Here is a 13,411-nt window from a genome sequence, read left to right as displayed (position 1 = left end):
TCATTCATTAAAACCATGTGGCCCTGCGTGTGGGTCACCACTGGAAAGGACATTTCATGCCTGTAATTACACTTCCTGATGGTAGCAAGCGCGAGTTTGCACATCCCGTATCGACTCTCGATGTTGCCGCTGATATTGGCCCTGGTCTTGCCAAAGCCTGTATTGCGGGTCGCGTGAATGGCGAATTAAAAGACGCTTGCGATCTGATTAACACCGATGCTGAACTTTCGATTATTACCGCCAAAGACGAAGAAGGCATTGAAATTCTTCGCCATTCTTGTGCGCATTTATTAGGCCATGCAATTAAGCAACTCTGGCCACAAACCAAGATGGCGATTGGTCCAGTTATCGATAATGGCTTTTATTACGATGTTGATCTTGAACACAAATTGACTCAAGAAGATATCGAAGCCCTCGAAAAGCGTATGCTCGAACTGGCTAAAACCAACTACGATGTGGTTAAACGTGTAGTGAGCTGGCAAGAAGCTCGTGATACCTTCGCCGCACGTGGTGAAGAGTATAAAGTGGCGATTCTTGATGACAATATCAGCAAAGATGCGACACCAGCGCTGTATCATCATGAAGAATACACTGATATGTGCCGTGGTCCGCATGTGCCAAATATGCGTTTTTGCCATCATTTCAAATTGATGAGCATCGCCGGCGCTTACTGGCGCGGTAACTCCGAAAATAAAATGTTACAACGTATCTACGGTACTGCTTGGGCAGACAAAAAAGCCCTGAGCACCCATTTAGCTCGCCTCGAAGAAGCCGCTAAACGGGATCACCGTAAAATTGGTAAGCAACTTGATTTATATCATATGCAAGAAGAAGCACCAGGCATGGTGTTTTGGCATAACGATGGTTGGAGTATCTTCCTTGAATTAGAAAGATTTATTCGCCGTAAATTAAATCAATATACCTATCAAGAAGTAAAAGGTCCGTTAATGATGGACCGCGTACTGTGGGAACGCTCAGGCCACTGGGATAAATACTCAGAAGCCATGTTCACGACAAACAGTGAAAATCGCGAATATGCAGTCAAGCCCATGAATTGCCCGGGACATGTGCAAATCTTCAACCAAGGGCTTAAATCTTATCGCGATTTACCACTGCGAATGGCCGAATTTGGTTGCTGTCACCGCAATGAACCATCAGGTTCGCTACATGGGTTAATGCGTGTACGTGGCTTTACCCAAGACGATGCCCATATTTTCTGTACCGATGAGCAAGTTCAAGCGGAAGTGAGTGCCTGTATCCAAATGGTGTACGACACTTATTCAACCTTCGGATTTGAAAATATCGTTGTTAAGCTCTCAACTCGCCCAGAGAAACGTATCGGTGACGATGCCATGTGGGATAGAGCAGAAGAAGCACTCAAGCAAGCATTACGCGCAAATAATATTGAATTTACGATTTTAGACGGAGAAGGCGCCTTCTACGGACCTAAAATTGAATTTACCTTACATGACTGTTTGGACCGAGCGTGGCAATGTGGTACTGTGCAGCTCGACTATGCGTTACCCAGCCGTTTAGGTGCAACTTACGTTGCCGAAGATAATAGCCGTCAAACACCCGTGATGATCCATCGTGCTATTTTAGGCTCGTTGGAACGCTTCATCGGTATTTTGATCGAGGAATACGCGGGTCGTTTCCCGACTTGGTTAGCCCCGATGCAAGTCGTTGTGATGAATATCACCGACAAACAGGCTGATTATGTTGAAAAAGTTGTCAAATTCTTCAAAGAACAAGGTATTCGAGCGTCTTTTGACTTGAGGAATGAGAAAATAGGCTTTAAAATACGTGAACACACCTTAAGGCGTGTCCCTTATTTATTGGTCGTTGGCGATCAAGAAATGGAAAATAAGGAAGTCGCGGTGCGTACTCGCGATGGTATTGATTTAGGTAAGATGCGAATCGAAGATTTCGCCACTAAAATCCATCAGCAAATTTCGCTCCGTAGTCTCAAATTGTTGGAGGAATAGGTCATAAAGATCAAAAAAACAGCAGGGCGTCAGCTGGCCCCTAATAGAATCAATGAAGAAATCACAGGCGTGCCAGAGGTACGTTTAACTGGTATTGATGGTGAAGCTATTGGTGTGGTAAGCATCAGAGATGCTCAGAATTTGGCAGATGAGGCGGGTGTAGACCTAGTTGAAATTAGTCCAAACGCTGAACCTCCAGTATGTCGCATTATGGACTACGGTAAGTTCCTATTTGATAAGGCTAAAGCCCAAAAGGAACAAAAGAAGAAGCAAAAGCAGGTTCAGGTTAAGGAAATAAAATTCCGTCCTGGAACTGACGAAAACGACTATCAGGTAAAACTACGCAACCTGATACGTTTTCTGGAAGACGGGGACAAAGCGAAAATTACGCTGCGTTTCCGAGGTCGCGAAATGGCACACCAAAATCTTGGTATGGATCTATTGAACCGTATTAAGACTGATTTGGATGAATACGCAATTGTTGAATCTTTCCCTAAAATGGAAGGTCGACAAGCTATTATGGTGCTAGCGCCTAAAAAGAAATAAGTAGGGCAACCTTAAAGTAGCAAAGGTCTATGGCCTTTGCTCGCCTTGCTTTTTATTTAACATCCCAATGCGGAGTTTTAGTAATGCCTAAAATGAAAACCGACAGAGGTGTAGCGAAACGTTTTAAGAAAACCGCCAATGGTTTCAAGCGTAAGCAAGCACATTTACGTCACATTTTGACCAAAAAGAGCACTAAGCGTAAGCGTCACTTACGTGCAAAATGTTTAGTTGCTAAGTGTGATGTTCCAGCAATCGCGCGTCAATTACCTTACGCTTAATTTAGGAGATTAGAAAATGCCAAGAGTTAAGCGTGGTGTAACCGCTCGTGCTCGTCACAAGAAAGTTTTAAAATTAGCTAAAGGTTATTATGGCGCTCGTAGCCGTACTTACCGTGTTGCTGTTCAAGCAGTAACTAAAGCTGGTCAATATGCTTACCGTGACCGTCGTCAGAAAAAACGTCAATTCCGTCAACTGTGGATTGCACGTATCAATGCTGCGGCTCGTCAAAATGGTCTGTCTTACAGCCGTTTCATCAACGGTCTGAAAAAGGCGTCTATCGAAATCGATCGTAAGATTTTGGCTGACATCGCTGTATTCGACAAAGTTGTATTCGCAACTTTAGTTGAAAAAGCAAAAGAAGCGTTAAACTAAGAAATTAGTTTGTCGCACTTAAGAAGGGACCATTTGGTCCCTTTTTTTGTGGCTGAATCAGCCACAAAGCAGATAAAAAATAGCAGGCTTAGGTGGTTAACCCGTGCCTGCTAATTTATTTGAGTCGACTAGCATGCTAGATAAGACTTAGAATGGATTATTTCTTCGCGTCTAGGTAACGCTCAGCATCTAATGCAGCCATACAACCCGTACCAGCAGAAGTAATGGCTTGGCGATAGTGTTGGTCCATCACGTCGCCAGCGGCAAACACACCTTCAATGCTGGTTTGAGTAGCGTTACCTTGAAGGCCACTTTGTACCTTCAAATAGCCGTTATTCATCTCTAATTGGCCTTCGAAAATACTGGTATTTGGGCTGTGACCAATGGCAACAAAGACACCAGCAACCGCCAGTTCTGTGATGGAGCCATCTTCAGTACTCTTCATTTTCAGGCCGGTTACCCCCATTGCATCACCCACCACTTCATCCATGGTTTGATTGAGGTGCAGGATAATATTGCCATTAGCGACTTTATCCATTAAGCGATCGATGAGGATCTTTTCTGAGCGGAAGGTATCACGGCGGTGAATTAAGTGTACTTCAGCTGCAATATTACTTAGATACAATGCTTCTTCTACAGCGGTATTACCGCCACCAATCACTGCAACTTTTTGATTACGATAGAAAAAGCCATCACAGGTGGCACAGGCTGATACACCGCGGCCTTTAAATGCTTCTTCAGACTCAAGGCCTAAATAACGGGCTGAAGCGCCTGTGGCAATAATCAGAGCATCACAGGTGTATTCACCGTTATCGCCTTTTAAGCGGAAAGGCCGCTCAGTCAGCGTCACTTCATTGATATGGTCGAAAAGGATTTCGGTATCAAACTTTTCCGCATGCTTTTGCATACGTTCCATTAGTGCTGGACCCGTTAAATCTTCTGCATCTCCTGGCCAGTTTTCAACTTCAGTCGTAGTCGTTAACTGACCGCCTTGCTGCATACCAGTGATCATCACAGGTTTTAAATTGGCGCGCGCAGCATAAACTGCGGCCGTGTATCCTGCGGGACCTGAACCTAGAATCAATAGGTTACTGTGTCTGACTTGGCTCATTTTTCTCTCCGTGCCTTTAGCAAATTGCATGGATTGTAGGGAATTTACCTGTAGGGGTAAAGCGCTGTTTAGTGTTTCTTTTAGATTGGGTTAATCGAGTCATGAGGCGATTTTTCGGTATTGAGGTGAGTGATTTGTGCACCATAAAATCTTAACAACACCTTAAAAATCGGCCCCAACAGGGGTGGGGCCGAGCATATAAAACCTTTCAAGACAAATATCTGCATTTCAAGATAAGAGTCTCTTAAGATAAGTGTCGCGCAGTTTTAGTTAATTTGAGCATGATCTGTATCTGCGCATCGCTAACCGCTAGGCTAACAATGTGATTGGTGCGGTATATTCAAGACCCAGTGCATGGGCAACTTCTTTACACACCACTTTACCGTGTATCACATTTAAACCATTTAACAGGTGTTTATCCTGCAACAGCGCTTCTTTATAACCCAAACTGGCTAACTTAAGAATGTAGGGAAGCGTTGCATTATTTAGTGCGAAAGTTGATGTGCGGGCAACCGCGCCTGGCATATTGGCAACACAATAATGTACAACATCATCAACGATATAAGTGGGATCCTGATGAGTCGTTGCATGAGAGGTTTCCACACAGCCGCCTTGATCGATGGCCACGTCAACAATAGCGCTACCGGGCTTCATTCGAGCGATCATACTGCGAGTCACTAATTTAGGGGCCGCAGCACCAGGAATTAACACCCCACCAATGACTAAATCTGCCTCAAGCACATGGCGCTCAATCGCATCCGCGGTCGAATAAATAGCCTTAACGGCAGAACCAAACTGCACATTTAATCGACGCAGCGCATCAATGCTACGGTCGAGCACCACGACATCAGCACCCATACCCACCGCCATTTGCGCAGCATTGGTGCCTACCATACCGCCACCAATGATAACCACTTTAGCAGGTTCTACGCCTGGCACTCCGCCTAATAACATACCGCGACCACCCGAAGATTTCTCGAGTGCCATTGCCCCAGCTTGTATCGACATTCTGCCAGCCACTTCAGACATCGGGGCGAGTAGGGGGAGCCCACCGCGATCGTCAGTCACGGTTTCATAAGCGATGCAGACTGCACCACTTTTGATTAAATCTTCCGTTTGCGGTAGATCCGGTGCCAAATGGAGATAAGTGAACAATATTTGGTCATGACGCAGCATAGCGCGTTCAACCGCTTGAGGCTCTTTTACTTTTACAATCATCTCTGCTTTGGCAAAAACTTCAGATGCTGTTGCTAAAATTTTGGCACCAGCATTAACATAATCCTGATCAGAGAAACCAATGCCTGCGCCCGCATTAGTTTCAACAAACACTTCGTGACCTTTACTTACTAATTCACGAACACTCGAAGGAACCATGCCGACTCGATATTCGTGGTTTTTAATTTCCTTAGGTACGCCAATAATCATCTTTGAGCCTCAATTACCTGATAACCCATTTAAAAATGGGGTTAATTGTTATTTTATCGTGACCTGAACGTGATTAATTCAGGGATATCTAGTATAGTATCGTCGACGTAGCGTATGCTGCTGAACTTTGGATTTACGTAGAATAAAATGTTGTTTTAGTGATAAAGCAAGGTTAAATAAATGGCATATAATAAAAAGAGTCCTGTTAAAGACTTGGATCGCATCGATCGCAACATTCTGAATGAATTACAAATTGATGGTCGCATTTCAAATGTCGAATTATCAAAGAGAGTGGGGTTAAGTCCTACTCCGTGTTTAGAAAGAGTGAAACGACTCGAAAAGCAAGGATATATCAACGGCTATACTGCGCTGGTTAATCCCCATTTCTTGGGTGCATCCCTTCTCGTATTCGTGGAAATCACCTTAAGCCGTGATACCCCCGAAGTATTTGATAAGTTTAATCGTGCAGTACAACTGCTGGATGATATTCAAGAATGCCATTTAGTCTCTGGCGACTTTGACTACTTATTAAAAACCCGTGTATCTGACATGTCGGCTTATCGCCGTCTGCTTGGAGAAACATTGTTAAAATTACCTTCTGTTTCCGATACACGCACCTATGTCGTTATGGAAGAAGTTAAACACACCAGTCGTGTAGCAATAAATCAATTATTATCAGACATCTAACTTATCTTGATATGATGATTTTTCATAAGGGGCGTCATGCCCCTTATTTATACGCAGCATCACTCAGCTAAATGGCAGCACATTCATTGATCATTGACGTGAAGTTAATGTACTGACTGCTACTGATTTCATTCCTCTTGTTGATGAGCAACACGGCGGCTTAGCTTGACGCTATATTGCATGTTTTATCTCCATTAAGTGCCTATGGAATAACTGCTTATGTTAGTTAAGTGGTGTTATCTATCCTATTGACGTTATTTTTGCCACACATTGGCAATTCTACGTAGAAAAACAGGCTAATGTGATCCACTTTTAGCCGGATTCTGGTATCGTTAGCTAACCTGTTTTCATTTTTTATGGATTACCTCTTTTGTCTCACGGAAATAGTGTACGCACGCTCAGCGGGCTGCAACGTCTGCTTGAAGGTGGACTGATTATTTGTTGCGTTCTTGCTACTTATATTTTACTTGCGTTAACCAGTTTCAGTCCCTCTGATCCCGGTTGGAGCCAGTCAAATTTCCAGGGGGAAATTAATAACTGGACCGGCGCTGTCGGCGCATGGATTGCGGATATTTTACTGTATTTCTTCGGCGTTACGGCCTACATCATGCCGCTAATTGTGGCGGCGACGGGCTGGCTGATGTTTAAACGCGCCCATGATTTACTCGAAATCGATTATTTCTCCGTGGCGCTGCGGATTATTGGTTTTTTATTGTTGATCCTCGGGTTTTCTGCGTTAGCAAGCATGAATGCCAATAATATTTATGAGTTTTCAGCAGGCGGCATTGCTGGTGATGTCATTGGCCAAGCGATGTTGCCTTATTTCAATAAACTAGGTACTACACTGTTATTACTGTGTTTTTTGGGTTCAGGCTTCACATTACTTACAGGAATAAGTTGGCTCACCGTGGTTGAAAAGGTGGGTTTTGTGTCGATCTGGCTATATCAGCAACTTAAGCGTTTGCCGCAACGACTCAAGCGTGAGCATGAAACTGAAGATACTCGAGGTTTTATGTCAGTGGTTGAAAAGTTTAAGCAGCGCCGGGATGCTCAACATGTATTTGAAAAGCCGAGCACGCGTGAACCCAGTCTCGTTTTTGCAAGCACGCCAACATCAACGCACGTCGATGAACTCATGGACGATGCCGTGGAAAGTAAAACCTCTAAATTCGCGTCACTGGCAAAAATTTTGAGTCTAAACAATCAAAAGGTGAAAACAAGCCAACGAGTAGAGCCACAAATTGACCAAGCTGCGATTAGTGAGCATGGACATTTTGAGACGCTTCCATGGGTCGCGAGCACCTCGGCTGAGGAAGAAGAACAGGAACAGCATCACGCCTTTGCTGCGAGCGATGAGGTTGAACCGACTCTGAGTCATGATACTTATGCTGATGATATTGATGATGAAGAGCTAGAAGCCGAGGATGTGCTCAGTTTTAGCGAGGAAGATGTTATCGATGACTTTGATGACGTTATTGATTTTGACACCAAAATGTCGACGGGTGCAGTGACTCAAGCACAGCGGCAGCAACCTCCAAAAGCGAAAATTGTTGATGGCATCGTTATCTTACCCGGACAAGAGGGGAAGGCGGTCCCCGCAAAACCAATGGATCCATTACCGAGTATCAGTTTGCTTGATGTGCCTGATCGTAAAAAGAATCCGATAAGCCCAGAGGAACTTGATCTGATTGCCCGGTTAGTTGAGACAAAACTGGCAGATTTTAACATTGTTGCCAATGTCGTTGGGGTATACCCAGGGCCGGTGATCACTCGTTTTGAATTGGAGTTAGCGCCTGGCGTAAAAGCCTCAAAAATTTCTAACTTATCTAAAGATTTAGCCCGTTCCTTACTGGCAGAAAGTGTGCGGGTAGTGGAAGTTATCCCCGGCAAGGCCTATGTCGGTTTAGAGCTACCTAATAAATTTCGCGAAACGGTATATATGCGTGATGTACTTGATTGTACTGCATTTACTGAGAGCAAATCCAACCTAACCATGGTCCTAGGGCAGGATATTGCCGGCCAACCTGTGGTAGTTGACCTTGGTAAAATGCCGCATTTATTAGTCGCAGGCACCACGGGCTCCGGCAAATCGGTGGGGGTCAACGTGATGATCACCAGCTTACTGTATAAATCAGGCCCAGAAGATGTCCGGTTTATCATGATCGACCCGAAAATGTTGGAGCTATCAGTCTATGAAGGTATTCCGCATTTACTTTGTGAAGTCGTGACCGATATGAAAGAGGCGGCCAATGCCCTGCGTTGGTGCGTTGGGGAGATGGAACGGCGCTATAAATTGATGTCGATGATGGGCGTTCGTAACATTAAGGGCTATAACGCAAAAATTGCTGAAGCCAAAGCGAATGGGGAAGTGATTTTAGATCCAATGTGGAAATCCTCGGACAGCATGGAACCCGAAGCGCCTGCTTTAGACAAATTGCCATCGATTGTCGTCGTTGTGGATGAATTTGCCGATATGATGATGATTGTCGGTAAGAAAGTGGAAGAGTTAATCGCCCGTATTGCCCAAAAAGCCCGTGCGGCGGGGATCCATTTAATCCTTGCAACCCAGCGGCCATCGGTTGACGTTATCACCGGTTTGATTAAAGCGAACATCCCTACGCGGATGGCGTTCCAAGTGTCGTCGCGTATCGATTCTCGGACGATTTTAGATCAGCAAGGGGCTGAAACTCTCTTGGGTATGGGGGATATGCTGTTCTTACCGCCTGGCACTGCGGTACCGAATCGAGTGCATGGGGCATTTATCGATGATCATGAAGTGCACCGTGTGGTGGCCGATTGGTGTGCTCGCGGTAAACCACAGTACATTGATGAAATTCTTAATGGTGTCAGTGAGGGGGAGCAGGTGTTATTGCCTGGGGAGACGGCAGATTCCGATGAGGAATATGATCCACTCTATGATGAGGCCGTTGCATTTGTGACCGAAACTCGCCGTGGCTCGATATCCAGCGTGCAGCGCAAATTTAAAATTGGTTATAACCGTGCGGCGCGGATCATTGAACAAATGGAGATGCAGGGCGTCGTGTCAGCCCAAGGCCATAACGGTAACCGCGAGGTGCTTGCCCCCGCGCCACCAAAACATTATTAATCATCCCCACAATGTGAGACAGACGCTGCAGCGCGGCGTTTGTTTTCGTATTTTACCGGCCATTTTAAGCCGATATTGCAGTAGATAAGGATCGCCATGAAGCAGCATTTGTGTGCTCTGATATTAACGTTACCTTGGTGCTATAGCGCCGCGACGTTTGCCGATGATGCCGAGCAGTTACGAAAGACTCTCATCAGTACATCGTCCCTGAAGGCGGATTTTAAGCAAACTGTTACCGATGTGAATCAAAAGGTTATCCAAACTGGCTCAGGGGTGTTTGCCTTAGCCCATCCGAATCAATTTTATTGGCATTTAACTAAGCCCGATGAGTCGCAGATTGTCGCTGACGGTAAGGATTTGTGGATCTACAATCCCTTCGCTGAAGAAGTGGTGATTATGGATTTTGCTAAAGCCATTGACGCTTCCCCAATCGCCTTGCTTGTTCATCGCGATGATGCCACTTGGTCACAATACTCAGTGGCTAAAAAACAAGACTGTTATGTGATTAAGCCTAAGGCCATTGATCACAGCATCGTGAGCGTGAATGTGTGCTTTAAGCAATCTCAATTAACACAGTTTGCGGTGCTTGATGATAAAGGTAACCTGAGTCAATTTGAATTAAGCCAGCAACAAGCCATCAGTCATGCGGATAAGGCGCTCTTTAAGTTTGCCGTACCCGCAAATGTCGATGTTGACGATCAGCGTCTTAAAGCCGCTAACTAGGTTAGATTGTGAACAGTTTATCCTTTGATTTTGCCCCCGATTTTCGCCCACTGGCCGCCCGTATGCGGCCAAGAACGATAAGCGAATATATCGGCCAAGCCCATTTATTAGGGGAAGGGCAACCGCTACGTCAAGCGTTAGAAGCTGGCAGGGCCCATTCGATGATGCTGTGGGGGCCACCGGGCACCGGGAAAACCACCTTAGCGGAACTCATTGCCCATTATTCTAATGCCCATGTTGAGCGTATTTCGGCGGTCACTTCGGGGGTAAAGGATATTCGCGCCGCCATCGAGCAAGCTAAGGCGATTGCCAGCTCCCGTGGCCAACGCACTTTGCTGTTTGTTGATGAAGTGCATCGCTTTAATAAAAGTCAGCAAGATGCCTTTTTGCCGTTTATTGAGGATGGCACGGTGATTTTTATTGGTGCCACCACTGAAAATCCCTCCTTTGAGATCAACAATGCCTTGCTGTCACGGGCAAGAGTCTATCTTATCAAACGCTTAACTGAGGATGAGATCGGCCACATTGTTACCCAAGCCCTTCAGGATCCCGAACGTGGCCTAGGGCAACGCCAACTGCAGATGCCGGCTGAAGTGTTAAGCAATCTTGCCAAACTCTGTGATGGCGATGCGCGTAAATCACTAAATTTACTCGAATTAATGAGTGATATGCTCAGTGATACTGGCACGTTTACTCTCGAGATGCTCACACAAGTCGCGGGGCATCAAGCCGCGGGATACGACAAAAATGGCGACCAATTTTACGATTTAATTTCAGCCGTCCATAAATCCATTCGCGGCTCGGCGCCCGATGCCGCGCTGTATTGGTATTGCCGCATACTTGAGGGGGGCGGCGATCCTCTTTATGTGGCAAGACGTTTACTCGCCATTGCCTCTGAAGATGTCGGCAATGCCGATCCTACTGCCATGACCATTGCCCTCAATGCCTGGGATTGCTTTGAGCGGGTGGGGCCAGCAGAGGGCGAGCGGGCGATTGCTCAGGCGATCATATATCTGGCGAGTGCGCCCAAAAGTAATGCCGTGTATACCGCTTTTAAGGCCGCCCGCGCCCTTGCACGGGAAACAGGTCATGAAGCAGTGCCAAATCATCTACGCAACGCGCCGACAAAACTGATGGCCGAACTGGGATTTGGGGCAGAGTATCGCTACGCTCACGACGAACCGCATGCCTACGCCAGCGGTGAGAATTATTTCCCTGAATCCTTACATTCGCCGCAGTTTTACTTTCCAACTGAACGCGGATTTGAAAAACGGATCAAAGATAAACTGGCACAGTTAGCGCGGTTAGATCAGGCTAGCGAGACCAAAAGATATGAATAATCTCTTACTGGTAGCGCTAGGTGGTTCTATTGGCGCTGTTTTTCGCTATCTTATTGCAATATTCATGATCCAAGTATTTGGCAGCAGTTTTCCTTTTGGTACACTGTTGGTCAATGTTATCGGTTCATTTTTGATGGGCGTTATCTATGCATTGGGACAAATGAGTCACATCAGTCCCGAGTGTAAAGCCTTGATAGGGGTTGGCCTATTGGGTGCTTTAACAACGTTTTCGACTTTCTCCCAAGAAACTTTGTTGTTAATACAAGCTGGGAATTGGCTGAAGGCGGTTATGAATGTGGTGTTGAATCTAAGCCTATGTTTGTTTATGGTGTATTTAGGTCAACAACTGGTTTTTTCTCGCATTTAACTATTAAGAATATATCTCATGTTAGATCCTAAATTTTTGCGCAACGAATTAGCATTTACCGCAGAGCGATTAGCTAGCCGTGGTTTTATTTTAGATGTCGCTCATTTGACTCAATTAGAAGAAAAGCGTAAGTCGCTGCAAGTCGCGACCGAAGAGTTGCAAGCGACCCGCAACGCCATTTCTAAATCCATTGGACAAGCCAAGGCCCGTGGTGAAGATGTGGACGCCATCATGGCCCAAGTAGGCGATCTCGGTGCGCAATTAGACGCAAAAAAATCTGAATTGGCCGCAGTGCTTGAAGAAGTCAATGCTATCGCGATGTCAATGCCCAACTTGCCTGATGACAGCGCGCCTGTGGGTAAAGATGAAACCGAAAACGTAGAAGTGCGCCGTTGGGGTACGCCCCGCAGTTTTGATTTCCCTGTCAAAGATCATATCGATTTAGGTGAAGCCTTAAACGGTCTTGATTTTAAAAGTGCCGTTAAAATCACAGGTTCGCGTTTTATCGTAATGAAAGGCCAAATCGCTCGCTTAAACCGTGCACTTGGTCAATTCATGCTCGATTTACATACCACTGAGCATGGTTATACCGAAGCTTACGTGCCACTACTGGTCAATGAAGCAAGTTTACTCGGTACTGGGCAGTTACCTAAATTTGGTGAAGACTTATTCCATACCAAGCCTGCTACCGAAGAAGGCCAGGGATTAAGCTTAATCCCTACTGCAGAAGTGCCATTAACCAACATTGTGCGCGATACCATTGTTGAAGAAGATGACTTACCGCTTAAATTGACTGCACACACAGCTTGTTTTCGCAGTGAAGCCGGCTCATACGGTAAAGATACTCGTGGTCTTATTCGTCAGCACCAATTTGATAAAGTTGAATTAGTTCAAATTGTGAAGCCTGAAGACTCTATGGCGGCCTTAGAGGTGTTAACTCAGCACGCCGAAACGGTGCTGCAACGTTTAGGACTGCCGTACCGCACCGTCGTGCTTTGTACTGGCGACATGGGCTTTGGTTCAAGCAAAACCTATGACATTGAAGTGTGGCTACCAGGACAAAATACTTACCGTGAAATCTCTTCATGCTCGAATATGAAGGATTTCCAAGCCCGTCGTATGCAGGCAAGATATCGCGCTAAAGCCGATAATAAACCCGCATTACTGCACACCTTAAATGGTTCTGGTTTAGCCGTTGGCCGTACCTTAGTGGCGATTTTAGAAAATTACCAAAATGCTGATGGCAGTATTACTGTGCCAGAAGCCCTGCGTCCTTACATGGGTGGGTTAACGCAAATCGGTTAAGGCAGTAAGCACAGCAAAGGTCGACCTTATCTGTGCTTTTCAATAAAACGCCTATGGGGCTTTAGCACGCGACGGTTCGCCAGCTTAAAACGCCACCGAGAGCCTAAGATCAACCTGAGTTCAAATTACAGGATGCTTCCACACTCTTGAAAAAGGCATATCGTT

12 protein-coding genes are annotated in these 13,411 nt (G+C 45.6%); 10 read left to right on the top strand and 2 right to left on the bottom strand.

Annotated features, from left to right (window positions below):
* The first annotated feature begins 56 nt into the window (after nt 1-56).
* The 4 genes from thrS to rplT all read left to right on the top strand — a co-directional run bounded on the left by thrS (nt 57) and on the right by rplT (nt 3,182).
* The gene (gene thrS / locus ACRCZA_RS09900) at nt 57-1,985 is read left to right on the top strand and encodes a threonine--tRNA ligase (protein ID WP_438674276.1); all 1,929 of its coding nucleotides are present in this window, start codon (nt 57-59) and stop codon (nt 1,983-1,985) included.
* Nucleotides 1,986-1,988: 3 nt separating this feature from the next.
* The gene (gene infC / locus ACRCZA_RS09895) at nt 1,989-2,531 is read left to right on the top strand and encodes a translation initiation factor IF-3 (protein WP_084294816.1); all 543 of its coding nucleotides are present in this window, start codon (nt 1,989-1,991) and stop codon (nt 2,529-2,531) included.
* 83 nt (nt 2,532-2,614) lie between these two features.
* A complete protein-coding gene (rpmI, locus tag ACRCZA_RS09890; RefSeq protein WP_007647659.1) occupies nt 2,615-2,809 on the top strand; it encodes a 50S ribosomal protein L35 in 195 nt (64 codons plus the stop codon).
* Between the two features lie 16 nt (nt 2,810-2,825).
* On the top strand, nt 2,826-3,182 hold the full coding sequence (rplT, locus tag ACRCZA_RS09885) for a 50S ribosomal protein L20 (RefSeq protein WP_006081652.1): 357 nt from the start codon (nt 2,826-2,828) through the stop codon (nt 3,180-3,182).
* Nucleotides 3,183-3,339: 157 nt separating this feature from the next.
* On the opposite strand, the gene trxB is transcribed toward rplT, so the two are convergent.
* Both trxB and ald read right to left on the bottom strand, forming a co-directional pair.
* Complete coding sequence (trxB, locus tag ACRCZA_RS09880; RefSeq protein WP_438674275.1) at nt 3,340-4,293, bottom strand: thioredoxin-disulfide reductase; 954 nt, start codon at nt 4,291-4,293, stop codon at nt 3,340-3,342.
* A 309-nt stretch (nt 4,294-4,602) separates the two neighbouring features.
* On the bottom strand, nt 4,603-5,718 hold the full coding sequence (ald, locus tag ACRCZA_RS09875) for an alanine dehydrogenase (protein WP_438674274.1): 1,116 nt from the start codon (nt 5,716-5,718) through the stop codon (nt 4,603-4,605).
* A 180-nt stretch (nt 5,719-5,898) separates the two neighbouring features.
* Here ald and lrp point away from each other — a divergent pair, with 180 nt between their 5' ends.
* From lrp to serS, 6 genes are all read left to right on the top strand, one after another.
* Nucleotides 5,899-6,405 carry a leucine-responsive transcriptional regulator Lrp gene (gene lrp, locus ACRCZA_RS09870; protein WP_438674273.1) on the top strand — a complete coding sequence of 169 codons (507 nt, stop codon included), beginning with the start codon at nt 5,899-5,901 and terminating at the stop codon, nt 6,403-6,405.
* Between the two features lie 370 nt (nt 6,406-6,775).
* A complete protein-coding gene (locus ACRCZA_RS09865; RefSeq protein ID WP_438674272.1) occupies nt 6,776-9,511 on the top strand; it encodes a DNA translocase FtsK 4TM domain-containing protein in 2,736 nt (911 codons plus the stop codon).
* Nucleotides 9,512-9,607: 96 nt separating this feature from the next.
* Complete coding sequence (gene lolA / locus ACRCZA_RS09860) at nt 9,608-10,234, top strand: outer membrane lipoprotein chaperone LolA (protein WP_438674271.1); 627 nt, start codon at nt 9,608-9,610, stop codon at nt 10,232-10,234.
* 8 nt (nt 10,235-10,242) lie between these two features.
* Nucleotides 10,243-11,574, top strand: a complete 1,332-nt coding sequence (locus ACRCZA_RS09855) for a replication-associated recombination protein A (protein WP_438674270.1) — start codon at nt 10,243-10,245, stop codon at nt 11,572-11,574.
* The gene (gene crcB / locus ACRCZA_RS09850) at nt 11,567-11,941 is read left to right on the top strand and encodes a fluoride efflux transporter CrcB (protein WP_438674269.1); all 375 of its coding nucleotides are present in this window, start codon (nt 11,567-11,569) and stop codon (nt 11,939-11,941) included. The genes ACRCZA_RS09855 and crcB overlap by 8 nt, the downstream gene beginning before the upstream one ends.
* Nucleotides 11,942-11,959: 18 nt before the next feature.
* Nucleotides 11,960-13,246 (top strand): serine--tRNA ligase, encoded by a 1,287-nt coding sequence (gene serS, locus ACRCZA_RS09845; protein WP_438674268.1) that lies wholly within the window; start codon nt 11,960-11,962, stop codon nt 13,244-13,246.
* Nucleotides 13,247-13,411: the final 165 nt, after the last annotated feature.

The sequence above is a fragment of the Shewanella sp. genome (assembly GCF_051658185.1).
In the GTDB taxonomy this organism is placed as follows: Bacteria; Pseudomonadota; Gammaproteobacteria; order Enterobacterales; family Shewanellaceae; genus Shewanella.
The sequence above is the reverse complement of the archived record's forward strand: the minus strand, read 5'-3'. Positions and strand labels throughout refer to the sequence as shown.